The sequence below is a fragment of the Streptomyces sp. NPDC096311 genome (assembly GCF_044763085.1).
Taxonomy (GTDB): Bacteria; Actinomycetota; Actinomycetes; order Streptomycetales; family Streptomycetaceae; genus Streptomyces.
Genome location: NZ_JBIWFN010000018.1, coordinates 148,515 through 171,600, shown reverse-complemented (window position 1 = coordinate 171,600; position 23,086 = coordinate 148,515). Strand labels below are relative to the sequence as shown.

At 72.2% G+C, this 23,086-nt stretch carries 18 protein-coding genes; 13 read left to right on the top strand and 5 right to left on the bottom strand.

Features of this window, described 5'->3' with window-relative positions; translation table 11 throughout:
* Nucleotides 1-3 precede the first annotated feature (3 nt).
* From ACIRA5_RS37800 to ACIRA5_RS37775, 6 genes are all read left to right on the top strand, one after another.
* On the top strand, nucleotides 4-630 hold the full coding sequence (locus ACIRA5_RS37800; protein WP_403698747.1) for a TetR/AcrR family transcriptional regulator: 627 nt from the start codon (nucleotides 4-6) through the stop codon (nucleotides 628-630).
* A gap of 111 nt (nucleotides 631-741) precedes the next feature.
* Nucleotides 742-1,092 (top strand): nuclear transport factor 2 family protein, encoded by a 351-nt coding sequence (locus ACIRA5_RS37795; protein WP_355309208.1) that lies wholly within the window; start codon nucleotides 742-744, stop codon nucleotides 1,090-1,092.
* On the top strand, nucleotides 1,089-1,463 hold the full coding sequence (locus ACIRA5_RS37790) for a nuclear transport factor 2 family protein (protein WP_403698745.1): 375 nt from the start codon (nucleotides 1,089-1,091) through the stop codon (nucleotides 1,461-1,463). The genes ACIRA5_RS37795 and ACIRA5_RS37790 overlap by 4 nt, the downstream gene beginning before the upstream one ends.
* Before the next feature lie 10 nt (nucleotides 1,464-1,473).
* Nucleotides 1,474-1,794 carry an EthD family reductase gene (locus tag ACIRA5_RS37785; RefSeq protein ID WP_403698743.1) on the top strand — a complete coding sequence of 107 codons (321 nt, stop codon included), beginning with the start codon at nucleotides 1,474-1,476 and terminating at the stop codon, nucleotides 1,792-1,794.
* A 92-nt stretch (nucleotides 1,795-1,886) separates the two neighbouring features.
* Nucleotides 1,887-3,533, top strand: a complete 1,647-nt coding sequence (locus ACIRA5_RS37780; RefSeq protein ID WP_403698741.1) for a class I adenylate-forming enzyme family protein — start codon at nucleotides 1,887-1,889, stop codon at nucleotides 3,531-3,533.
* The gene (locus ACIRA5_RS37775; protein ID WP_403698739.1) at nucleotides 3,530-4,585 is read left to right on the top strand and encodes an MBL fold metallo-hydrolase; all 1,056 of its coding nucleotides are present in this window, start codon (nucleotides 3,530-3,532) and stop codon (nucleotides 4,583-4,585) included. Before ACIRA5_RS37780 ends, ACIRA5_RS37775 begins: the two co-directional genes overlap by 4 nt.
* Nucleotides 4,586-4,596: 11 nt before the next feature.
* Here ACIRA5_RS37775 and ACIRA5_RS37770 read toward each other — a convergent pair whose 3' ends face one another.
* Together ACIRA5_RS37770 and ACIRA5_RS37765 are read right to left on the bottom strand one after the other, a co-directional pair.
* Nucleotides 4,597-5,346 carry an SDR family NAD(P)-dependent oxidoreductase gene (locus ACIRA5_RS37770; protein WP_403698737.1) on the bottom strand — a complete coding sequence of 250 codons (750 nt, stop codon included), beginning with the start codon at nucleotides 5,344-5,346 and terminating at the stop codon, nucleotides 4,597-4,599.
* A gap of 23 nt (nucleotides 5,347-5,369) precedes the next feature.
* Nucleotides 5,370-6,173: an SDR family NAD(P)-dependent oxidoreductase gene (locus tag ACIRA5_RS37765; protein WP_403698735.1), complete on the bottom strand. Its 804-nt coding sequence runs from the start codon at nucleotides 6,171-6,173 to the stop codon at nucleotides 5,370-5,372.
* Between the two features lie 187 nt (nucleotides 6,174-6,360).
* On the opposite strand from ACIRA5_RS37765, the gene ACIRA5_RS37760 reads away from it, so the two are divergent.
* Complete coding sequence (locus ACIRA5_RS37760) at nucleotides 6,361-9,645, top strand: amidohydrolase family protein (protein ID WP_403698733.1); 3,285 nt, start codon at nucleotides 6,361-6,363, stop codon at nucleotides 9,643-9,645.
* Here the strand turns inward: ACIRA5_RS37760 and ACIRA5_RS37755 are convergent.
* From ACIRA5_RS37755 to ACIRA5_RS37745, 3 genes are all read right to left on the bottom strand, one after another.
* Nucleotides 9,637-11,271 carry a serine/threonine-protein kinase gene (locus tag ACIRA5_RS37755; RefSeq protein ID WP_403698731.1) on the bottom strand — a complete coding sequence of 545 codons (1,635 nt, stop codon included), beginning with the start codon at nucleotides 11,269-11,271 and terminating at the stop codon, nucleotides 9,637-9,639. The two genes, ACIRA5_RS37760 and ACIRA5_RS37755, sit on opposite strands and share 9 nt — an antisense overlap.
* 162 nt (nucleotides 11,272-11,433) lie before the next feature.
* Nucleotides 11,434-12,669 carry a 4-hydroxybenzoate 3-monooxygenase gene (locus tag ACIRA5_RS37750; protein ID WP_403698729.1) on the bottom strand — a complete coding sequence of 412 codons (1,236 nt, stop codon included), beginning with the start codon at nucleotides 12,667-12,669 and terminating at the stop codon, nucleotides 11,434-11,436.
* A 121-nt stretch (nucleotides 12,670-12,790) separates the two neighbouring features.
* Entirely contained in the window at nucleotides 12,791-16,132 is a 3,342-nt protein-coding gene (locus tag ACIRA5_RS37745) for a family 78 glycoside hydrolase catalytic domain (protein ID WP_403698727.1), read from the bottom strand.
* 151 nt (nucleotides 16,133-16,283) lie between these two features.
* Between ACIRA5_RS37745 and ACIRA5_RS37740 the strand changes: the two genes are divergently transcribed.
* The 6 genes from ACIRA5_RS37740 to ACIRA5_RS37715 all read left to right on the top strand — a co-directional run bounded on the left by ACIRA5_RS37740 (nucleotide 16,284) and on the right by ACIRA5_RS37715 (nucleotide 23,077).
* The gene (locus ACIRA5_RS37740) at nucleotides 16,284-17,753 is read left to right on the top strand and encodes a serine hydrolase domain-containing protein (protein WP_403698725.1); all 1,470 of its coding nucleotides are present in this window, start codon (nucleotides 16,284-16,286) and stop codon (nucleotides 17,751-17,753) included.
* 425 nt (nucleotides 17,754-18,178) lie between these two features.
* Nucleotides 18,179-19,204, top strand: a complete 1,026-nt coding sequence (locus tag ACIRA5_RS37735; protein ID WP_403698723.1) for an alcohol dehydrogenase — start codon at nucleotides 18,179-18,181, stop codon at nucleotides 19,202-19,204.
* A gap of 518 nt (nucleotides 19,205-19,722) precedes the next feature.
* A complete protein-coding gene (locus ACIRA5_RS37730) occupies nucleotides 19,723-20,493 on the top strand; it encodes a hypothetical protein (RefSeq protein ID WP_403698721.1) in 771 nt (256 codons plus the stop codon).
* Nucleotides 20,382-21,755, top strand: coding sequence for a rhodanese-like domain-containing protein (locus ACIRA5_RS37725; protein WP_403698719.1), 1,374 nt, complete (start codon nucleotides 20,382-20,384; stop codon nucleotides 21,753-21,755). Before ACIRA5_RS37730 ends, ACIRA5_RS37725 begins: the two co-directional genes overlap by 112 nt.
* Before the next feature lie 213 nt (nucleotides 21,756-21,968).
* Nucleotides 21,969-22,328, top strand: a complete 360-nt coding sequence (locus tag ACIRA5_RS37720) for a rhodanese-like domain-containing protein (protein WP_403698717.1) — start codon at nucleotides 21,969-21,971, stop codon at nucleotides 22,326-22,328.
* Entirely contained in the window at nucleotides 22,325-23,077 is a 753-nt protein-coding gene (locus ACIRA5_RS37715) for a sulfite exporter TauE/SafE family protein (protein ID WP_403698715.1), read from the top strand. The genes ACIRA5_RS37720 and ACIRA5_RS37715 overlap by 4 nt, the downstream gene beginning before the upstream one ends.
* The last annotated feature ends 9 nt before the right edge of the window (nucleotides 23,078-23,086 follow it).

Sequence of the window (23,086 nt, the reverse complement as noted above, 5' to 3'; positions counted from 1 at the left end):
ACGATGGCGAGGGCACGGATCGTGGATCCGCAGGAGGGGCCCAGGTCCAAGCGCGCGGCCATTCTCGTGGCCGCCGTGGAGCGGTTCGGGGAGGACGGCTACGAGAGCACGAAGTGGTCCGAGGTCGCCGACCGGGTCGGGATCGGGCAGACCGCCCTGTACCACTACTTCGAGTCCAAGGCCCACTGCCTGCTCACCATCATGCGCCTGGAACTCCAGCGCTCCCACGACATGTTCGCGGAGGCGACGGCCGACGCGGTGGATCCCGTCGAGGAGCTGCGCGCGGCGGTTCGCTCGGCCTTCGCGGTCAGTGAGCAGGAGATTCGCCAGATGCGCATCCTGCAGGCCAACATGTCGCTGCTCGCCAATCAGCGCAAGTCCAAGCGCGAGGAGACCGAGCGCGTCGCGGCCCGTCAGCTGGTGCAGATGGTCGAGCGGGACTGGACGAACCTGCTGATGCGGGGCATGGCGAAGGGCGCCTTCCCGGTCCGGGACGCGCACACCCTCGGCCTCGCCGTCCTCGGCATGATCGTCAGTGTCTGGCGCTGGTACCGCCCGACCGGAGCGATCCCGCTCACCGAGATCAGCGAGATGATCGAGGGGTGCGTGGTGCGCATGGTCGCCGGATAGTTCCGGAACTCCGGGTGCGTCCCGCCCCTTGTCGGGGTCGGGACATCCGGATTACAGTCAAACTGAACTGAACTCAGGTTGTTTCACGGCACTGAGGGAGAACGATCAGCAATGGTGCTTCGCGACTACATGGCCAGAATGGACAGCCAGGAACCTGACAAGGTCCTGGAACTCCTGGAACCCGGCTTCCGATTCCTCATCGCCCTGCCCGGCGGGCAGCGCACGGGGGAGTCCCGCGAGGACTTCGCCGCGTACATCGCCGGACGCGAGGCGGTGGACCGTACGCACGAGATCAGGCGGTACGCGGCCGACGGTGACGTCGAGACGGCGTACGGCTTCGTGGTCGAGAAGGGCGTCACCACCGGCGCGTTCCTCTCCGCTGTGCGGCTGTCGCCCGACGGGCTGATGGCGCGCTACCAGTCCTTCTTCACCACCGACTTCGACCTCGTGGACCGGCCATGACCACACAGTCCACCGCCTCTTTCCTGACCACCTGGTTCGCCACCCTGGACAGCGCCGACGCCGAGCGGATCCTCGACATGATCAGCGAGGACTTCTCCTTCTCCATCCTCTTCTCCACCGGCGGCGACGGCGCCAGCGACTTCCACGGCGGCCGGCCCGAGCTGGAGGGTTACCTCGACCAGCGCGAGGTGGGCGTGCGCACCCACCATCTGCTGGCCGCGAGCACCGTCGGCGGGGACGAGCTGTTCCTCGGCGAGGTGCGGCGCCTCGGCGAGCCGGAGGCGAGCTTCGTGGCCTCGGCGCGGCTCGACGGCTCGGGCCGGGTGCGGCGGCTGCTCATCGGGCGTTCGCCCGCAGTGTTGTTCACCTGAGGAGGGCGCGATGTACAACCTCGTCCTGCTGGCCGCCCGGCCGTCCGACTGGACCCATGAGCGGTTCATCGACTGGTGGCGCGGCGAGCACGCCGAACTCACCCGCCGACTGCCCGGACTGAGGTCCTGGCGGCACACCGACCTCGACGCGGCGCTCGAACCGCGTTCGGAGGGCTGGGACGGCCTCTCCGTCCTCGGTTTCGACACCCCCGAGGACCTGCGCAAGGCTCTCGACAGCCCCGAGTGGGCGGCCGCCGTCGCCCAGGTCGGCGACATGCGGGGACGCCGTATCGCCGTCATGGGCGGCGAGCAGGAGATGTACGCGGGCTGAGCACGCCCCGCCGCCGTCCGCGGGCCGAACACGGGCCTGACACGGCCGAACACCGGGGCTCCACCACCCTTCGCGAAAAGGCGGGGAAGCGGATGCGACAGACAGTACGGGAGTTCTACGAGCGGGCCGAACGTGCCGACTTCACGGCCGTCGTCGACGACCATGGCCTGCACACCGCGCGCGACCTCCTGGACCGCGCGGCCGAGCTGGCCGAGGCGATGACACCGGACGGCACGCCGGGCGGGACGGTGCTGCTGCAGGCCGACAACTCCTGGCGCACCGTCGCGGCGACCCTCGCCGCCGGGATGACCGGTGGGGTCCTGGCCCTCGTCAACCGGCACACGACCCGGGCGGAGTTCGCCGCCGCCCTGGAGGACATCCGTCCGGACGCGGTGATCGCCGAGCCCTCCGCCCTCGACGAGTGGCACGCGCCGGGCAGCGGCACCCCGCCCCTGCCCGGCGCGCGGCCCGCCGAGGCGCTGGACGGCTGGACGGTCCTCGCGGGCCGCGGCCCACGAGACGCCTCCCGCTGGTCGGGCGGCACCCTCATCGGCCTCACGTCCGGCTCCACCGGGCGCCCCAAGGGGGTCGTCCAGTCCGAGAGCGCGCTGCGGTACGCGTGCACGTGCACCATCGACGTCAACGGACTGCGCGCCGGGGACGCGGTGGCCGCCGTCGTCCCGCTCTCCTCGACCGCCGCCTACTGTTTCGGGGTCTGCCTCGCCCTCATGCTCGGCGGACCGCTCGTTCTGAGCGGCCGCTGGGACCGCGAACAGGCGCTCGCGCGGATGGCCGCCCACGACGTCCGGTGGACCATGTGCGTCCCGACGATGGCCCTCCAGATGGGCTCTGCGGCGGCCGGATCACGCGTCCTCGACGGGGTCCGCTCGATCACGGTCGGCGGCGGACCCATGGACCGCGGGGCTCTCGCCCGCGCCGAACGCTCCCTCGGCACCCGGATCCTGCGGGTCTTCGGCATGTCCGAGTGCCTCGGGCACACCTCGCCGCGGCCCGACGACCCCGAGGAGATCCGGCTGGGCCGCGACGGCCGCCCGTTCCCCGGCACCGAACTGCGCGCCGTGGACGCCGACGGCACCGCCCTGGGGCCGGGCCGGGCCGGTCGCGCCCAGGTCCGGGGGCCCTCGCTCTTCCTCGGTTACGCCCACGACGGCAAGGTCGAGTCGCCGGCCCTGACCCCGGACGGCTTCTTCCCCACCGGGGATCTGCTCATGACCGGCGACGACGGCACGGTCACCGTGATGGGCCGGGAGAAGGACGTCATCATCCGCGGCGGCCGCAATCTCGACGTCACGGAGATCGAGCGTGCCGTCGCCAGCCATCCGGGAGTCGCCCGGGTCTGCGTGGCACCCGTACCGGATCCGCTGCTCGGCGAACGCGCCGCCGCCCTCGTCGTGGCGGAGGCGGGGGCTCACAGAGAGGAAGCCGGGGCCTCAGACGGCACCGGCATCGGACTGGACGAGATCACCGAACATCTCGCCCGCACCGGCCTGTCCAAGGCCAAGTGGCCCGAATTCGCCTTCTCCGTCAGCGAGTTGCCGCAGACCACCGTCGGCAAGCTCGACCGGTCCGCGGCCCGAAGACTCGCCCACGAACTGCACGCGCGGCTCGCCGCGCGTCAGGAACCACACAGACTCACGGATCGCGATCCACATCAGCAAGCGGATCACGAACAGCACGGACAACCGGATCACGAACAGCACCGGCAAGGAGATGCATGACCACCCCCACGGCTCACACCGCCCGCTTCGACCGAGGCCGCTGGGCGGACGCGGGCGCCGAGACCGTACGAGCCGGCGTTCACCGCATCCCGCTTCCGCTGCCGGACGACGGGCTGCGGGCCGTCAACGTGTACGCGCTGGAAGGGCTGACGGAGGGCCTGGTCCTGATCGACGGGGGGTGGTCGATCCCCGAGTCCCGCAAGGCGCTGGAGGACGCGCTGGCCACCATCGGTCACGACCTCGGCGAGATCACCCATGTCCTGGTCACCCACATCCACCGGGACCACTACACCCAGGCCGTCGAACTGCGCAGGCTGCTCGGTTCCCGCGTCTACCTCGGCTCGGGCGAGCGACGCAGTCTGGAACTGCTCGGAGAGACGGGCACGGACCGGCCGTCCGGCTCGCTGCACACGCTGCGCCGGGCCGGGGCCCACGAACTCGCCGAGCGGGTCGCCGCGATGGACCACGGAGGCTTCGACCCGAGCGTGTGGGAGGCCCCGGACCGCTGGCTGGGGGACGAGGAGATCCACTTCGCCGACACGCGGTTGCGGGTCGTCCCGACGCCGGGACACACCCGGGGGCATGTCGTCTACCTCGACGAGGCCCGCGGGCTGCTCTTCTCCGGGGATCACGTGCTGCCGCACATCACCCCGTCCATCGGCTTCGAACTCGGCTCCACCGCACTGCCGTTGGGCGACTACCTCGACTCGCTGCGCCTCCTGACCACCCTCGCCGACGCCCGGCTCCTGCCGGCCCACGGCCCGGTCGGCCCCAGCGTCCACACGCGCGTCGGCGAGCTGCTCGACCACCACGACGACCGCCTCGCGCAGGCCCTGGCGGTCCTCGGCGACCGTACGCTCACGGCCTACGCGGTGGCCCAGGAGCTGGGGTGGACCCGGCGGCAGCTGCCCTTCGCGGACCTCGGCGCCTTCAACCAGATGCTCGCCGTGAACGAGACGGCCGCCCACCTGGACGTGCTGGTGGCCCGTGGCCGGGTCGCGCGCACGGAGACCGAGGGCGTCCTGCGCTACACCGCCGCCGTGACGTCGTAGCCCTGGCCCGCTCAGCGCGCCGTCCAGCCTCCGTCGACGTACAGCTCCGAACCCGTCATGAAGCTCGCGTCGTCGGAGGCGAGGAACGCGACCGCGGCCGCCACCTCGTCGGGTGTGCCGAGCCGGCCGAGCGGGGTGCCGTCGAGCATCGCGGTCAACCGGGGCGTACCGCGCCACAGTTCACGGGAGCGGAGCGTCTCGATGAAGCCGGGGTGCAGCGAGTTGACGCGTACGCCCCGCCGCGCCCAGTGCAGCGCGGCGTTCTTGGTCATCAGACGGACCGCGCCCTTGGCCGCGTGGTACGAGAACTGGGCGCCGAACCCGCCCACCGTGCCGAAGATCGACGCGACGTTGACCACGGACCCGCCCCCGGAGCGCTCGATGGCCGCGCCACCGTGCTTCATGCCGAGCCAGACGCCGGTCTGGGTGACCGCGAGCACCTGGTCCCAGGTCTCCTTGGTCTCCGTCTCCACGGTGCCCATCGCGGCGATCCCCGCGTTGTTGACCAGTACGGCCAGACCGCCGAGCGCGGCCGTCGCCCTGGCGACGACCTCCTGCCAGGCCGACTCGTCCGAGACGTCCAGAGCCAGGCCCAGGGCGCCGCCCCCGACCTCCTCGGCGAGCTTCTCGCAGCGGTCGGCGTCCAGATCGGTCACCACGACCGCGGCGCCCTCGGCCGCGAGCCGCCGGACGACCGCCTCGCCGATGCCTCCGGTGGCGCCCGTCACCAGCGCCGTCCTCCCTGCCAGTCTCGCTTCCATCGCGACCACTCCCGCTTCCGTCGTCAGCCCCTGACGCCGCGCCAGGCGAGCGCGCCGCCGTCGATCACATACGCGGCACCCGTGATGAACGCCGCACTGTCGGACGCCAGGAAGCAGGCCAGCCGCGCCACCTCCTCCGGGCGCCCCAGCCGATCCACCAACTGCGGGGCGGTGAGCTCCCGTTCCCTCGCGTCCCGGTCCTCGGCCGCGGCGAAGAAGTCCTGGGCCAGAGGTGTGTCGATGACGCCGGGGCAGAAGCAGTTGCAGCGCACCGGGGCGAGATCGACGGCGGTGACCTTGGTGAGATGGATGACCCCGGCCTTGGTGACTCCGTAGGCGGGGGCGTTGGGGAAGCCGGTGAGGCCCGAGACGGACGCGGCGTTGACGATGGAGGGGCCGCGCCGCGAGCGGCGCAGATACGGCGCCGCGAACTTGGTCGTCAGCCACACGGCCTTGAGATTGACCTCGTAGACGGCGTCCCAGACCTCCTCGGAGAGCGAGTCGACGGCGCGGTCGTGGTCCGTCGTGACCGTGCTCTCGATCACCCCGGCGTTGTTGACCAGCACGTCCAGTCCGTCGAACCGCTCCGCCGCGCGCGTCACCATCATCTCGATGTCGTCGCGGACCCGCAGATCGCAGACGATCACCTCGGACTTCGCCCCGGCAGCGCGTACCAACTCGGCCGTGAGAGCGGCGGTCTGCGCGTTCCGGTCGGCTACGGCCACCGCCGACGCCCCCTGGCGGGCCATCTCCACGGCGATGGCCCGCCCGATGCCCTGGCCCGCGCCGGTGACGAGGGCGGCCTTGCCACCGAGTGAATCCAGCATGCGGTCTGCTCCCGTCCGTGGCACGAGACACTTACTGAACCAACTTCAGTTCAGAGAGGAGTCTAGGTCGGCGGTGAGGCGGCGACAAGAGGTGCGTCGGGAGGAAGGCCTCGCGTACGGGAGGTACCCGTGTGGCGTGAATGGCGTTGTTGCCCCCGGGCTTTGAGATGAGTAAGCGTTCTCTGTCATGGAACGTGACCGGAGTCCCGAAGCCCTCCCCACCTCCCGTCCCTCCCCGCTTTCCCCGCGCTCCCCTCTCTCTCGTCCTTCCCGTCGTCAACTCCTCGCCGCGGCAGGCGCCGCGAGTGTCGTCGGCGTTACCCCCACTGCCCTCAGCACCGTTCCGGCCGCGGCGCGCAGCCGCGCCGCGCTCTCCCTGTCGTTCTCGGAGGCCACGAACGGCGCGGCCACACTCTCGCCGGCCGGCGACCGGCTGATCGTCGAGATCCAGCATGTGCTGTGGTCGCTCCCACGCACCGGCGGCCGTGCCGTGCCCCTCACCCCGGCCGGCCTCGAACCCGACCGGCCCACGTACTCCCCGGACGGCAAGCTCATCGCGTTCTGCGCGTACCAGGGCGGCGGCTACCACCTGTGGACCATGCGCCCCGACGGCTCGGACGTACGGCAGCGCACCGACGGCCCCTGGGACGACCGCGCCCCGGCCTGGTCCCCTGACGGCACCCGCATCACCTTCGCCTCCGAGCGCGGCGGCGACCCGGTCGAGGGCAGCCCGTACCGCATCCACGTCCTGGATCTGGCGAGCGGCGAACTGACCCGCGTCACCGGGCTCACCGGTCAGGACGGCCCGCTGCAGGACGGCCCCTGGGAGGACTTCGACCCCACCTGGTCGCCGGACGGCAGGCGCGTCCTCTTCGTCCGTGCGAAGGCCGTCACCCTGCCCACGGGGCCCGGCCTCGAAGCACGCACCATCGCCGCGGTACCGGCCGGCGCCGCGGGCCCGGTCGTCGTCGAGCACACGGAGACCACGGCCGCACAGGTCATGACCCCGGCCCTCGCCCCCGACGGCCGCCGCCTCGCGTACCTGCGCGTCACCGCTGCCCCGAGCGCCTCCTGCACCCTCGTCGTCGACGGCACGCCCGTCGCGCTCGCCGGAGACCTCGCACCCGTGCCGCCACGCTGGACCGCGGCGGGGGAACTGCTCCTCACCGTGGACGGCCACTTCACCCTCGTACGACCGGAGAAGCCGGCGCGGACCGAGCCGATCCCCTTCCAGGGCGAACTGCCGGTGGACCGGCCGCGGTACCGGACCAAGGAGTACGACCTCGGCGAGGCTCGGGTGCGCCCGGTACGGGGCATCCACCTGCCCGCGCTGTCCCCCGACGGACGGCGGATCGCCTTCGCCGCCCTCAACTCGCTCTGGCTGGCCGGAACCTCGGGCGGGCGCCCACCCGAGCGGCTGCGGACGTCCGGGCCCACCCGCTATCTGCTCGCACCGGTCTGGGCACGCGACGGACGGTCCCTCGTGTACGCCGACGACCGCGACGGACTGCTCGGCGTGTACCGGCGCGATCTCGCCACCGGCGAGGAGACCGCGCTCGCCACGGGCGGGCGGGTCCATCCCGCGCTCTCGCCCGACGGGAAGCGGCTCGCCTGTGTCGACATGACCGGACGGCTCGTCCTGCGCGATCTGGCCGGCGGTGAGGAACGCGTCCTGGTGACCCCGCTCGGCGGCGGCGGGCTGCCCGGCCGCCCCAGCTGGTCGCCCGACGGCAGATACCTCGCACTGTGCGACCGCAACCGCCTCAACCTCCGCTTCCGCGAGGGCTACAACGTCATCCGGATCGTCGACACCACGACCGGCACCGACCGCCTCCACGCTGTCGCACCCCACGTCTGCATCGCCGACCGCTACGACTCCGGACCCGTCTGGTCACCCGACGGACGCTGGATGGCGGTCGTCGTCGAGTCCGCACTGTGCCTGCTGCCCGTCGCCCCCGACGGCACCCCGACCGGGGCCCCGCGCACCCTCGCCACCGAGCCCGCCGACCACCCCTCCTGGTCCGGCGACTCGAAAACCGTCCTGTACCTCTCGGCGGGCCGACTGCGGCTCATCGGCATCGACGGGCACGGCCGCCGCACCGTCCGGGTCCCGCTCGACCAGCACCGGCCCGCCCCCGCCGACACGGTGGTGCACGCCGGTCGCCTGTGGGACGGCACAGGCGAGTCGCTCAGGGACGACGTGGACATCGTCGTACGCGGCGGACGCGTCGCCGAGGTCGCGCCGCACCAGGCCCGCGGCCGTGGCGCCCTCCGCAGGATCGACGCCTCGAACCGCACGGTGATCCCCGGGCTGTGGGACACCCACACCCACCCCTGGCAGAGCACCTACGGAGGCCGCCAGACCGTCGGACAACTGACGTACGGGATCACGACGGCCGTCTCCCTGGGCGGATTCGCCTACGAGCAGGCCCGCATCCGCGAGGCGGTGGCCGTCGGCCAGCTCGCCGGACCCCGCCTGCTGACGACCGGCGAACTGCTCGACGGCTCGCGGGTCGCCTACAGCATGGGGCGCGCCCACCGCACGGGGGACGGTCTGCGCAGGTCGCTGGAGCGGGGTGCCGCCCTCGACTGGGACTTCGTCAAGACCTATGTGCGTGCGCCGAGTTGGGTGATGGAGGAAGCGGCGCGATTCGCGCACGAACGGCTCGGGGTGCGCTCGGGGAGCCACCTCCTGTCACCCGGCGTCCAGAGCGGACAGGACCTGACGACCCATCTGCTGGCCACCCAGCGCGGGGAGTTCGGACACGCCCTGACCGCGACCGGGCGGGCGTACGAGGACGTCGTGAAGATCTACACCGGGAAGGGCGTCAACTTCGCCCTCATCGCCACGCCGTTCACCTCCGCGCCGCTGCTCGGCGCCGATCCGGGGCTCGCCGACGACCCCCGCGTCACCGTTGTCATGCCTCCGTGGGACTCCGCCGCCGTACGGCGGTCCGCGGGTGTCCCGCCCACCGCGGCCCAACTGGCCACCCTGCGCACCGAGACGGACGTCTACCGGCGGATACTGGCGGCGGGCGGTCTCGTCGCGCTCGGCACGGACCAGCCGCTCGTACCGGTCGGGCTCTCCCTGCACCTGGGCCTGCGCGCCCTGCACCGCGGCGGGCTGTCCCCGGCCGGGGCGCTGCGCACCGCGACCGTCCTGCCGGCCCGCCTCTTCGGCCTCGACGGCGACCTCGGCACCGTACAGCCGGGGAAACTCGCCGATCTCACGGTGGTGGACGGCGATCCCTTCGCGGACTTCGACACCCTCGTCCGCACGGTGTCGGTGCTGAGAGGCGGAACGCCGTACGTGACGCAGGACCTGGTGGCCGCGTTCGAGCCGCCGTCGAAGGTCTCGGCGTCGGGGTCGGCGTCGGCATCGGAGCGGTGGCGCGCCGCGACCGAGGACGACTGGTTCGAAGTGGGGCGGCTGATGCGCAGGGACGGCTGTTGCCATACGGGTTCACTGTGATCCGCCCTTGAAGGTCCGCAGGAAGGTGGTCAGGGCGGCCTGGTCGGCGGCGGTGTCCCAGTCGGCGGCCGGGGTCGTCCACCTGAGCGAGAAGCCCTCGTGGTCACCGATGAGGTAACCGCGTCCGAACGTGCGCTCACGGACCCCGTCGTTCGTCGAAAGCCACTCCATGTCCGCACCCTTGTAGCCCTGGTAGGTGACGGCGCGGATGCCGCCCAGCCGTTCGTAGGCGATGGAGTCGCCGCGCAGCGAGGCGTCCACCTCGCGCCAGACCGCGACGGGGTCCGAGGTGAGCTGGGTGCTGTAGGTGACGACCAGCGTGCGCGGGTCCCCGCTCGCGCCGAGCGTGACCCGATAGGAGCCGTCGGCGGAATTCTCGGTCCGCACCGGCTGCCAGCCCTTGGGCAGCTCGACGGAGAAGCCCTGGGGCGCGGTGTAGCGGAAGAAGCCGGTCGGCGGATCCTCGGTGACGGTGTGGGACGGAGAAGGGGAGGTGGAAGCGGATGAGGAAGAAGAGGGGGAGGGGGACGTCGACGGGGCCTGCTGGGGAACGGTGCTGCTGGGTGAGGCGCTCGGCGCGGGGGACGGTGTGGCGGAAACGCTGGGGGACGGCGCGGGACCGGACGCGGAGGCGCCGCGCTCGGACAGCCCGCCCGCCGCGGTGAGCCCGGCGAAGCAGACGACCGTCACGGCCAGCGCCCCGCCCAGCAGCACCGGGCGGCTGAGGGGCACCTTGCCCCACACCCGCCTCGCCGGCGGGGCGTCGAGGTCCCGGAAGATCGGCAGGGTCTCGGTGGGCATCGAGTCCTCGTCGGGCTCCGCCTTGAGAATGCGCGTGAGCGCCTCCCGCACGACCGACTCGGGCACCCGCTCCACCGGATCCCTGCGCAGGAGCCCCTGAATGGCCGGACTGAGCGGCCCGGCGCTCAACGGGGCCCGGATGGGCAGCCGTTCCACGGCGCGGAACGTCGCTTCGAGCCCTCCCCGGTCCCGGATGGCGGGCCGGCCCTCGACCATCTCGTACATGATCGCGCCCAGCGACCACAGGTCCGTGGCCGGTCCACCGCCCTCACCACGGGCCTGCTCGGGAGAGGCGTACGACGGTGCCGTGACGCGCGGGGACGCGCTGGCCCCCATCAGCCCGAAGCCGGCCACCGTGACCCCGCCCCGCTCCTCCACCCACACCTGGCCGGGGCTGAGATCGCCGTGTGTGATCCCTTCCCGATGGGCCGCGCCCAGGACGTCGAGGACGCCGAGCCCGATCCGGGCCGCGCGGACGTAGTCCACCGGGCCGTGCCCGAGGAGCGCGCTGAGCGGAACGCCCTCCGGCCGTGCGGTGACCGTCCACAGGAAATCCTCGTCCTCGACGACGTCGACGACGACGGACACCCGGCCGGGGCAGACCAGCCCCAGGGCCTCGGACTCCCGGGTGATCCGGACGGCGGTGCGCAGCTCCGCCTCCTCACGGAGATGGGCCGGGAGCCGGGAGCGCGTCAGGGTGACCGGCCGCTCGGACTCGACGTCCTGACCGTGCCAGCCCGCACGCCCCTCCTCGTGGTGGACGCCCTCCAGCAGTCGGTATCTTCCGGCGACCAACTCATCCGTGGAGACTTGCACCTTGACCATGGTCATCCCTCGCTGCGCACCGGACTCTCACCTTTCCCGGTTGTACGGCGGGTGTGACGTTGTGTGTTCAAAGGCGGGCGATTCCGGGGCCCCGTTTTCCGGAATTCTTTGCGCGTAGCGCACCCGTGCGAAGAATTCAGGCCTCATCCACCGCAGTTCATCTCACGGTGTCGTCGCGGACATCGGACCGGTGTCCTTGCCGATGTACGACTCGGCGAAGGTGGCCGCCGCCGCGGGTGAGCCGAGGAGCCGCCGGAGACGGGCTCGTGCGGAACCCGCACGGAAGGGATCGCCCGAGGACGGTCCGTGCAGCAACTCCGCGAACCACCGGGAGAATTCCTGGTACTCCCACACCCGCCGCAGACAGGCCGCCGAGTAGCCGCGCAGCCCGTCGGCGTCCCCTCTGAGGTAGTAGGCGACGAGCGCGTCGGCCAGCAGCAGTGCGTCGTGCAGCGCGAGGTTCATGCCCTTCGCGGCGATCGGTGCGACGAGGTGCGCGGAGTCTCCGGCCAGGAACAGCCGCCCGTACGTCATCGGCTCCACGACGTAGCTGTGCATGTCGAGGACGCGTTTCTCGATCAGCGGTCCCTCGGTGAGCGCCGGGACTCCGGAGGCCGACAGCCGGGCGTGCAGCTCCGACCACACGCGGTCGTGCGACCAGTTCTCCGGGTCCTCACCGGGCGCCACCTCCAGGTAGTAGCGGGTGACTTCGGGGCTGCGGGCCATATGGGCGCCGAATCCGCGCGGGTGGACACCGAAGACGACGCAGTCGCTGGACGGCGGTGCCTCGGCGAGCAGCGCCAGCCAGCCGACCCCGTAGTCGTACCGGGCCACCGTGCCCCGGTCCGGGGTCACATGGGCGCGGGTCACTCCGCGCGCGCCGTCGCAGCCGGCGACGATGTCGCAGTCGATCCGTCGGCGCTCACCCGTCTGCGGATCGGTGAAGAGCACCGTCGGGCGGTCGCCGTCGATGCCATGGAGGGCGACGTCCCGCACACCGAAAAGGATCTCGCCGCCCTTCACGTCGGCGTACTCGCGCACCAGGTCCGTCACCAGCAGCGGCTGCGGATAGACGAAGTGCCGGTCCCCGGTCAGCGCGGCGTACCGGAAGCGGTGCTGCTCGCCGTCGATCCGGAACTCGCATTCGCTGTGCGCCTGCGCCCGCTCTTCCAGCCGGTCGGCCAGCCCCCGTCGACGCAGCGCGCGCACCGCCCACTCCTCGATGAATCCGGCGCGGGGCCGCTGTTCGACGAACTCCCGGCTCTCGGTCTCGAGGACCACGCAGTCGACGGACGCGGCCCGCAGGATGTTGGCGACGGTGAGCCCGGCCGGTCCCGCACCGATGATGACGACGGGGACGCGCGGGACCGGCGCGGATGTGGGGGAGGGGTTGATCATCCCGGCATTATGGCGGCGATCCGACAAGCCCTCACAGCGCCTGCGCAACCCTCTGACACGGCTCGCACAACCCCTCCCGCACCTGCCCGCGCCGACCTGCCGCGGCGTCCCCGGGCGCGACTCAGACGCGCGCCACGAACTCCCAACTCCCGTGCGGTACCGCGTACACGACGAACCCCGGCTCCGAGCGCACCCACTTCGCACCGGCAGGCGACGCGACGGCAGAGCGGTCGGTCGCCGGCACATGCACCTCCGCCGTCGCCCCGATCGGCACTCCCACCGACAGCCGGATCGTCCCGTCCACGAAGGACCATGCGACCGCCGCCAGGCCGCGTACGGTCCGCACCGAGGTACGGGCCCAGTCCACGCCCGTTCGGCCGTCCGGGCGGACCGTGAAGGTGCGGTAGCCCGCGTCGCCGGGGCGCAGGCCCGCCACGTTCTCGTAGAGCCACTGCACCACGGTGCCCAGGAAGTAGTGGTCCCGGGAGCGGGAGTCGAGCGGCCACATCTCCCACATGGTGTCGGCGCCGTTGTCGAACCAGTACCCCCAACCGGGGTAGGTGCGCTGGGTGGCGAGGGCGTGGGCCACCTCGGGATGCCCCTGGGCCGAGAGCTCGCGCAGCAGCACGCTGGTGCCCAGCGCCCCCGTGTTGAGGTGGTTGCCACGCCGTGCGATGTCGGCCAGGAGCGAGTCGACCACGCTCGCCCGGGCGCCGGGCGGCACGAGCCCGAAGGACAGCGGGAGACAGTTGCTGGTCTGGCGGTAGTCGGGGTCCTTCGCCGTGCGGTAGTGGCCGTCCGCGCCGAGGAACGCCGCGTTGAACGCCTCCTTCAACGCGTCGGCCGTCTTGCGGTAGCGGGCCGCCACCTCGGTGTCGCCCAGCAGGTCGCCCAGTTCCGCGGTCGCGGTGAGCGCGCGGTGCAGATAGGCCGTGGCGGTCAGCCTGGTGTCCTCGGGCGGGTTGCCGCCGTAGCCCGGCGGCAGCCAGTCGCCGAGGGCGGTCACCGCAAGGCCGTCCTGGAGACGCCCGATCTCCCAGTCCAGGTAGCGGACGAGCGGCGCCCAGTGGTCACGGGCGAGCCGCTCGTCCCCGTACACGCGGTACATCTCCCTCAGCAGGAAGGGGTACACCGTCGTCCACTCGGGAGCGGGGGCCAGATCGTGGTAGCCCCAGCCGCCGCTCGGCACGATCACCGGCAGCTGTCCTTCGGCGTTCTGACTGTCCCTCAGGTCACCGAGCCACTTCGTCAGGAAGCGGTGCACACCGAAGGCGTACGCCATCACGGGCGCCCCCAGCTGCGCGTCGCCGGTCCAGCCGTTCTTCTCGTACACGGGAGTGTCCGTCGGAATGCCGTGGAGGTTGTTGAGGACGGTGCGGCGCATCGCCCGGTCCAACTGCTCGTAGAACGGTTCGGAGCAGGAGAACGTGCTCGTCGACGCCACCCGCGTGTGCACGACCCGCCCGAGCACCTGCTCGGGCCCCGGCTTCGCGGGCAGCCCGCTGACCTGGACATAACGGAAGCCCTTGTACGAGAACCTGGGCTCCCACACCTCGTCCGCGTCGCCGCCCGCACACACGTACTCGTCCGTCTGGCAGCGGCCCGGCACCAGGTCGTTGCGGGCGAGCACACTCCCGTCGGAGTTCAGCCGCTCCCCGTGGACCAGCCGGACGGTCGTCCCCGCCTCGGCGCGCACGGTCAGCCGGGCCCAGCCCGCGAGTGTTCGCCCCATGTCGACGACGTGGACACCCTGGCTCACCTCACGGATGTCCACCGGGCGTACGGTCTTCGCCACCTCGATCGGGTCGTGCCCCTGAGCGCGCAAGGTGCCCTTGGGCGCGGTCTGCCGCTGGGCCTGCTGCCAGGAGTGGTCGTCGAAGCCGGGGCGCGTCCAGTCCTGGGGCGCCTTGCGGGCGTCGTAAGTTTCGCCCGCGTAGAGGGAGTTGGAGAGGGTCGGCCCGTCGGTGATCCGCCAGGTGCCGTCCGTGGCGACGGTGGTGCGCGAGCCGTCCGGATGGTCGATCTCCAGTTGCGCCAGCAGTCGGGGTTCACCGTGCCAGGGCGCTCGGTTCCAGTTCCACGCGGTGGGGCTGGTCAGACCGAAGAAGCCGCGCCCGAGCGTCACCCCGATCGCGTTGGCACCGCGCCGGACGCGGTCCGTGACGTCGTGCACCGCGTAGAGCACCGTCTCCTCGTAGTCCGTGAAGCCGGGGTCGAGGACCTGACGGCCGACGCGGACTCCGTTGATCTCGGCCTCGTAGTAGGCGAGTCCGCTGATGTGCAGGCGGGCGCGCACGACGTCCTTCGGGACGCTGAACGTCCGGCGCAGCAGCGGAGCGGGCTGTTCGGCGACGCTGACGGACACGCCGGTGCCCCAGGGGCCCTGTCCCCAGAGGGCGAGCACGGCGGCCCCGGACCAGCCCGTGTCGTCGAAGTCGGGCCGCTGCCAGCCCTGTTGCTCGCTGTCGGCGCAGCGCCAGCCGTCGCCGGTGACGAGTTCGACCGTGTCGCCGGACGTGGTCTCCACGATCAGGCGGAGCAGGAGCCCGCCCGGATTGGCGGACCCGTTGTCGCGGTTGGTCGCGACGGCGGCGACCACGATCCGCCCGCCGCTCGCCCCGCGCACCTGCTCGGTGACGTCGGCGAGATGCCCCGTGCGCCAGGCGTCCGTCTGCTGGGGCTGATACAGGACCTGCTGTCCGTCGACGTAGAGCGTGAAGTCGTCGTCGGCCGTGGCCACCAGTCTCGCCCTGCGCACCTCACTGCCGGCGGGGAGGGTGGTCGCGGTACGGAACCAACGGGGTCCGACAGGGGCGGAACCGGTGGTCGAGCCCGGCGACCAGATCCAGGACGCCCCTTCGAAGCCGGGCGGTTCGGGGAGGGCCGCCGCCCCGATCCAGAATCCCTGCCAGCCGTCCTTTGGCAACGTTGTCTCCCACCAGCGCGGGGCGCTCCACGCCGACGGGCGGCCGTCGCCGTCCCAGACCCTGACCTGCCAGTGGTAACGACTACGGGGCCGCAGCGCGAGCCCCGCGTAGGCGATGCCGACGCTGCGGTCCGACTCGACCCGCCCCGAGTCCCAGACCAGGCGCCGCCCCTCGCGCAGGTCCTTCTCGGTGAGCGCCACCCGCACCTGATACGCGGACTGCCGCGCCTCCCGGCCCGGGGCGGTCAACTCCCAGGTGAGTCGGGGGTGTTCGACCTCGGTGCCGAGCAGCGTCTCGGCGTACTCGACGGTGGTGCGGTCGATGCGCAGGCCGCCCTCCCGCGGGGCGTCGGCGCTCGATCCGGGAGTCGCGGAGGCGGTGTGGGCGCCCCCGGACCCGAGTGCGACGGTGGCGCCCGCTCCGACGACGGAGCTGCGCAGGAAGACGCGGCGGTTCCAATCCTTGGCCATGTGTCGCCCCTCGATGGTGAAGTCGACGGTGAAGTGGATGGTGTCGCGTGAATTGAAACGTTTCATTCCGTTCCCAACGATCCTACGCATCACGTCTCTTCAGCCTCAAGAGTCCTGCACGCACCTCGTGGACAGACGGTGTCCGGCGACGGAAAGATGCGAAATGCACACAGTGCCCCGCTCCCGTCACCGCCAGAGCCGCCCGGAGGCAGCCGTCATGAGCGCCCGTCCCCTGCCCGCCAGCACCCCCGCCGCCCAGGGGGTGGACGCCGCCGGCATCCACGCCTTCCTCGACGCCGTCGAGGCGGCGCCGGACATCGAACCGCACAGCCTGATGATCCTGCGCCACGGGCACCTCGTGGCCTCCGGCTGGTGGGCGCCCTACACACCCGACCGCCGCCACCTGCTCTACTCGCTGAGCAAGAGCTTCACGTCCACGGCCGCCGGATTCGCCGTCGCCGAAGGGCTGTTGCGCCTGGACGACCCCGTGATCTCGTACTTCCCCGAGTTCGAGGCCGACATCACCGACCCGCGCAGCCGCGCCATGCTCGTACGCCACGTGGCCGCCATGGCCAGCGGCCACCTCGAAGAGACCTACGCGACCTCGATCCGACGCGACCGCGACGAGATCGTACGGGGGTTCCTGCTCTTCGCGCCGGACCGGGATCCCGGGACCGTCTTCGCGTACAACCAGCCCTGCACGTACACGCTCGCCGCGATCATCCAGCGCGTGAGCGGCCAGTCGCTGACGGAGTATCTGCGGCCCCGGCTGTTCGACCCGCTGGGCATCGGCGAGACGGCCTGGCTCCAACGGCCCCCCGGGCGTGACCTCGGCTTCAGCGGTCTGCACGCCACGACGGACGCGATCGCCCGGCTCGGCCAGTTCTATCTGCAGGACGGTGTCTGGGAGGGGCGGCGGCTGCTTCCGTCCTCATGGATCGCGGAAGCGACCCGCGCGCACATCTCCACCGCGGACGGCACGCAGGAGGGCGCGCAGTCGGACTGGCAGCAGGGGTACGGGTACCAGTTCTGGAGGAGCAGGCACGGGTACCGCGGCGACGGCGCGTTCGGGCAGTTCTGTCTCGTCCTGCCCGAGCACGACGCGGTGATCGTGACGACCGCGGCGACCGAGGAGATGCAGGGTCTGCTGAATCTGGTGTGGCGCCACCTCCTTCCGGCGTTCGGCGCCGAACCGCTTCCCGCCGGAGCGCTTCCGGCCGAACCGCTCCCGGGCGCGGCGGACGAGGGCCTGCGCCGCCGCCTCGCGGAGCTGGCCCTGCCGCTCGTCGAGGCGAGCCCCGAGCCGCCCGCGCGGGGCGACGACTGGAAGAGCGCCGTGTTCGCACCGGAGGACGGTGAGTGCCCGCAGCAGCGGACCTTGACGGGTGTCACGGTCACCGCCGATGCGGACGGGAAGGGCTGGGGCGTGTCGCTCGCGGAGGACGACGAGCTCATCGAGTTGCGGCTCGGCGCGACCGGTTGGAGCGTCGACGCGGGCGGTCCGCCCACGGCGGTCAGCGGTGGCTGGACGGACCAGGACACCCTGCGCCTCGACGTGCTGTTCCTGGAGACCCCGCACCGGCTGACCGTGACGTGTTCGCTGCCGGACGGCACCTTCACCGTGCGCTGGCACACGACACCGATCCATGGCGGTCGGCTGGGCTCACTCCGGGCGCCCGTGGGGTGACAGCCGGGACGGCTGGGTTCGGGGAACGGTGTGCCGCTCCCCTCGACGCCGAGGAGGGCGTTGCGGCGACGGGCGTGACGGGACACCGTGGCCGCGGTGTACCGGGACCGCGGTGTACCGGGACCGCGCGGCTCGCGCCGTTCGCGAGTGGCGGCCCGCACGTGCTCAGGGCGCGCGGTGGACGGCGAACTCGCCGAGCGTCCCGCTGTGACCTGAAGTAGCGTGAGGCTACCCGCGCCCGTCCGTCCGTGGCCTGCCGAGGTTCGGCAGGCGGATCCCGCCCGGCCGCCTGGCCGACACCACCACCGGCGTGAAACCAGCCAGTCGGGTTCGAGTGTGGTCCGCGCTCCTGTCGCCGGCCTCTCGTGACCACCTGCGGGCGGAGCGCTTCGAGATCAGACCGACTCTCCAAGGCAGGGATCCGGATGACCAGCTATCGCGTCGCGCAGGTGACCGCCCCCGGCGGTTCGTTCGAGGTCGTCGAGCGTGAGGTACCGCGGCCGGGCCCCCGACACGTACGGGTCACCGTTGACGCCTGCGGGGTGTGCCACAGTGACACCTTCTTCGTGAACGCCGCTTTCCCCGGCGTGACGTTCCCGGTGGTCCCCGGGCACGAGATCGCCGGGCGGATCGCGGAACTCGGCGAGGGGACGGGGGACTGGGGCTGGCAGGTCGGCGACCGGGTGGCGGTGGGCTGGTTCGGCGGCGCGTGCGGCCACTGCACGCCCTGTCGGCAGGGCGACTTCGTCGTGTGCGAGAACCTGCAGGTCCCCGGATGGGCGTACGACGGTGGATACGCGGAGACGGCCGTCGTGCCCGTGGACGCGCTGGCCCGGATCCCCGACGCGCTGGCGGCCACCGACGCGGGGCCCCTGGCCTGCGCGGGCGTGACCGTGTACAACGGCATGCGGCGCAGCTCGGCGCGGCCGGGTGACCTGGTCGCCGTTCTTGGCATCGGCGGCCTCGGGCACCTGGCGGTGAAGTACGCGGCCGCGATGGGTTTCGAGACCGTGGCCATCGCCCGCGGTGCCGACAAGGCCGACTTCGCCAAGCAGCTCGGCGCGCACCACTACATCGACAGCACGGCCGGCACTCCGGTCGCCGAGGCGCTCCAGTCCCTCGGGGGTGCACAGGTCGTCCTGGCCACCGCCTCGAACTCCGCCGCCATCACCGCGACCGTGGACGGTCTGCGTCCCCGCGGTGAGCTGGTGGTCATCGGCGCGGACGCGGAGCCGCTCGGCATCAGCCCGATCCAGCTGATCATGGGCTGCAGGGTCGTCCGCGGCCACGCCAGCGGCACCTCGCAGGACATCCAGGACACCATGGAGTTCAGCGCCCTGCACGGCATCCGTCCGATGACCGAGGTCGTGACGCTGGGCGAGACCGACGAGGCGTACCAGAAGATGCTCTCCGGTGCCGCCCGCTTCCGGATGGTGCTCACCATGAGCTGACACGGCGGCTCAGCGGCCCGGGTGGCGTCCGACGAAGCGGTCCAAGACCTCCGGGGACGGCCGCGGCAGACCGTCGCAGCGGGCGCGGGCGGTGGCCTCGGCGGGGGAAGGCGGTGCCCGTCCTGCCGAGCAGGCGCTCGCCAGGACCGCATCCCGTACGACGGCGGCCGGGCGGCGTGGTGCCCGCGGTACCCGTCGCGCTCCACCCGCCACGGCGGCCGCGACCGCAGCGGATCAGGCTGATACGAGGGCGCGTCGGCGTCCGTGGACGTAGTGGATGGCGACCTGGTGTCCGTCGACTTCCACTACGTCACCTCGGCCGAGGTCGGCGGGACTGTGTTCGACGGGCCTGCATTGGATGGGCGGATCGCCTTCGTACGCGGGACACGTCCCACGGCCGATCCCCTCACCGTCTGGACCTACTCGACAGTCGTCAGGTACGTCAACTGCCCTTGTCTGGCTGGCAATTAATCGACCGGGCATAGGGCCCCACGTCCGGCGCGGCCCGTCGGCTGACGGTGGCCGACCACTTGACCGGCTGCGAGGACGGCCTCGCGTTCGACCTGCTCCCTGCCGTACCGCCGCAGAGCGCCCCGGGCTGGGTCGAGCGCGGCCCGCTGGCCGATCCCGCGAGCCCCTACGGCTATGTCGAAGTGGACAAGCGCACCCTGCAGCACCCACGGCACCGCAATGTCTTCGCCCTCGGCGACGTCGCCAACCTGCCCACCTCCAAGACCGGCGCTGCCGTCCGCAAGCAGGCCCCCGTCCTGGTGGCCGACCTGCCGGCCGAGATCAACGGCGAGCACCGTGAACAGCGCCGCTACGACGGTTACACGCCCTGCCCGTTGGTCACGGCCCGCGGCAAGGTCCTGCTCGCCGAGTTCGACTCCGACCAGCGCCCCGCCCCCAGCATCCCCCTGCTGGACACCACCAAGGAGTGCCGCGACATGTGGCTGCTCAAGCGGTACGGCCTGCCTGCCCCGTACTGGCGCGGCATGCTCAAGGGCCTCGTCCAGGGCGTCCTGGCCCTCGCGCTCGTCGTCGCTCACGGTCGTCGGCCGGTGGCCGTCGCCGAAACACCTCCGCGCATATCTCCCGGGATACCCCCAGGGGTATCTCTGTTACGGTGGATGCCAGATACCCCCCGGGGTACTTTCATCCGGAAGGAGCCGTACCCGTGTTCTTCGTCGACACCCTGGAGTTCGAGGGCCTGGGCAACCGCAGCTACCTGGCCGGCGGCCCTGGCGAGGCGGTCGTGGTCGATCCCCCGCGGGACATCGATCAGGTGATCGCCGCGGCCGCCCGGCGAGGCGTGCGGATCGCGTACGTGGCCGAGACGCACCTGCACAACGACTACGTGAGCGGCGGGCTCGAACTGGCCCGGGTCACCGGTGCCCGCTATCTGGTCCCGGCCGGGGCCTCGGTGTCCTTCGCCCGCACCCCGGTCGTCGACGGCGACACCGTCACAGTGGACCGGGGCCTGGAACTGAGGGCACTGGCCACCCCGGGCCACACCCCGCACCACACCTCCTACGTCCTGGAAGAGGACGGGCACGGCGTGGCCGCCTTTACCGGCGGATCACTGCTGATCGGTACGGTGGGCCGGCCGGACCTGGTCGAACCGCGGCTGACCGAGCAGCTGGCCCGCGCCCAGCACGCCTCCGCCCACCGTCTTGCCGAGGAGCTGGACGACGAGGTGCCGGTGCTGCCCACGCACGGGTTCGGCAGTTTCTGCTCCGGATCCCAGGCCGAGGGGGACACCTCCACGATCGGGCGGGAACGCAAGACCAACGAAGCCCTCACCCGCGACGTGGACACCTTTGTCGCCGACCTGCTCGCCGGTCTCGACGACGTCCCGGCGTACTACGCGCACATGGGTCCGGCCAACGCCGCGGGCCCCGCGCCCGTCGACCTCACCCCGCCACGTCCGGCCGACGCCGCACAGATCGCCCAGCGGCTGGCGGCCGGTGAATGGGTGGTCGACCTGCGCAACCGTGTCGCGTTCGCCCAGGGGCACGTCGCCGGCTCCTTCAACTTCGAGGGCGACGGCAAGCCGGCCACCTACCTGGCCTGGCTGATCCCGTGGGGCAAGCCCGTCACGCTGCTCGCCGACACACCGGAGCGGATCGCCGCGGCACAGCGGGAGCTGGCCCGGGTCGGCATCGACCGGCCGGTCGCCGCCGCCACCGGCGGCCCGGGGGACTGGGTGCCCGGGGGAGTGGAGCCGCGGTCCTTCCCGCGCGCGACCTTCGCCGATCTCGCCGCCCGCCGCGGTCGCGGCGAGGACGTGGTGGTGCTGGACGTGCGGCGCGACTCCGAGCGCGCGGGCGGCTCCGTGGCGGGCTCGGTGCACATCCCCCTCCATGAGCTGCCCGGTCGTCTCGGGGAGGTGCCCGCGGGGGAGGTGTGGGTGCACTGCGCGGGCGGGATGCGCGCGGCGATCGCCGCCTCGTTCCTGGACGCCACGGGACGCGGCGTGGTCGCCGTAGACGACAGCTTCGACGCCGCCGTCGAGGCCGGGCTGACTCTCACCGGGTCCAGTACGGGCTGACTCTCACCGGGTCCAGTACGGGCTGACTTCCACCTGGTCGGGCATGGACCGACCCGCACCTGGTCCGGCACGGACCGACCCTCGGCCGGTCTTGCGCGGACCGACCCGCACCGGTCCCGACCGCACCCGGGCCCGTACGGACTACCGCACGGCAGTCGGTCCCGCTCGGACCCCCGGCCCCCCGCCGCAACACCCCTTCGGAGTGATGAACCCATGTTCTTCCGCAGCCGCGCCTCCCGTCGGCTCGACCCTGTCCAGGCCCACCAGCGGGCCGCCCACGGCCAGGCCGTCCTGCTCGACGTCCGTGAAACCGCCGAGTGGGAGGCGGGACACGCACCGGATGCGCTGCACCTGCCCCTGTCCCGGCTGGTGGCGGGGGAAGCCCTGCCACCAGCCGCCCAGGGCAGGCCCGTCGTGGCGATCTGCCGCTCCGGCCGGCGTTCCCGGCAGGCCGTCGGGATCCTGACGGGCCGTGGGGCGAAGGCCACCGATGTCACCGGCGGCATGGTCGCCTGGGCGCGGGCCGGTCTGCCGGTGGCCGGCCCGGACGGAGACGACGGTGCCATAGCGTGAGCGCGTTCGTTCTTGCGCTCGTCGCCGGGGCCCTGGTCGGTCTCGCGCTGGGTGCGCTGGGCGGGGGAGGCAGCGTTCTCGCGGTGCCCGCCCTGATCTACCTGCTCGGTTTCACCCCGGCGGCGGCCACCACCGCGAGCCTCCTGATCGTCACCGCGACCTCGCTGACGGCCCTGTTCGGCCACGCCCGCAGTGGCCATGTGCGGTGGCGGGCCGGCACCCTGTTCGCGGCAGCCGGCATCCTCCCGGCCGTGGCGGCCGGAGCGGCGTCGGCCCGGCTGCCGCAGCCGCTGCTGATCGCCGCGTTCGCCGCCATCGCCGCCCTGGCGGCCACGCGCATGCTGCGCCCCTCAAGGGCGACGTCCGCAACGAAGCCCGGCGCTGTTCGGCCGGCCAGGGCCCTCGGCACCGGAGCGGGGCTGGGCGCACTGACCGGACTGCTGGGGGTGGGCGGCGGGTTCCTCGCCGTGCCGGCCCTGGTCACCGTCCTGGCCTTCGAGATGCAGGCCGCCGTCGGCACCAGCCTGCTGATCATCTCGGTCAACTCGCTGGCCTCGCTGCTCACCCGCGGTGCCACGGCGTCGGGCCTGGACTGGACGTTGATCGCGCCCTTCACGGGGACCGCGATCCTGGGTGCCTGGGACGGCAAACGCCTGGCCGGCAAGGTCTCGGGCCCCCTTCTTCAGCGCACCTTCGCCGTGGTCCTGCTGGCGGTCGCCGCGTTCATGCTCGTAGATGACCTGACCTGACCTGACCTG

Excerpts from the sequence above, each read along its gene's own strand:
- ACIRA5_RS37800 (WP_403698747.1), top strand. The coding sequence starts at position 4 with ATGGCGAGGGCACGGATCGTGGATCCGCAGGAGGGGCCCAGGTCCAAG.
- ACIRA5_RS37795 (WP_355309208.1), top strand. The coding sequence starts at position 742 with ATGGTGCTTCGCGACTACATGGCCAGAATGGACAGCCAGGAACCTGAC.
- ACIRA5_RS37790 (WP_403698745.1), top strand. The coding sequence starts at position 1,089 with ATGACCACACAGTCCACCGCCTCTTTCCTGACCACCTGGTTCGCCACC.
- ACIRA5_RS37785 (WP_403698743.1), top strand. The coding sequence starts at position 1,474 with ATGTACAACCTCGTCCTGCTGGCCGCCCGGCCGTCCGACTGGACCCAT.
- ACIRA5_RS37780 (WP_403698741.1), top strand. The coding sequence starts at position 1,887 with ATGCGACAGACAGTACGGGAGTTCTACGAGCGGGCCGAACGTGCCGAC.
- ACIRA5_RS37775 (WP_403698739.1), top strand. The coding sequence starts at position 3,530 with ATGACCACCCCCACGGCTCACACCGCCCGCTTCGACCGAGGCCGCTGG.
- ACIRA5_RS37770 (WP_403698737.1), bottom strand. The coding sequence starts at position 5,346 with ATGGAAGCGAGACTGGCAGGGAGGACGGCGCTGGTGACGGGCGCCACC.
- ACIRA5_RS37765 (WP_403698735.1), bottom strand. The coding sequence starts at position 6,173 with ATGCTGGATTCACTCGGTGGCAAGGCCGCCCTCGTCACCGGCGCGGGC.
- ACIRA5_RS37760 (WP_403698733.1), top strand. The coding sequence starts at position 6,361 with ATGGAACGTGACCGGAGTCCCGAAGCCCTCCCCACCTCCCGTCCCTCC.
- ACIRA5_RS37755 (WP_403698731.1), bottom strand. The coding sequence starts at position 11,271 with ATGGTCAAGGTGCAAGTCTCCACGGATGAGTTGGTCGCCGGAAGATAC.
- ACIRA5_RS37750 (WP_403698729.1), bottom strand. The coding sequence starts at position 12,669 with ATGATCAACCCCTCCCCCACATCCGCGCCGGTCCCGCGCGTCCCCGTC.
- ACIRA5_RS37745 (WP_403698727.1), bottom strand. The coding sequence starts at position 16,132 with ATGAAACGTTTCAATTCACGCGACACCATCCACTTCACCGTCGACTTC.
- ACIRA5_RS37740 (WP_403698725.1), top strand. The coding sequence starts at position 16,284 with ATGAGCGCCCGTCCCCTGCCCGCCAGCACCCCCGCCGCCCAGGGGGTG.
- ACIRA5_RS37735 (WP_403698723.1), top strand. The coding sequence starts at position 18,179 with ATGACCAGCTATCGCGTCGCGCAGGTGACCGCCCCCGGCGGTTCGTTC.
- ACIRA5_RS37720 (WP_403698717.1), top strand. The coding sequence starts at position 21,969 with ATGTTCTTCCGCAGCCGCGCCTCCCGTCGGCTCGACCCTGTCCAGGCC.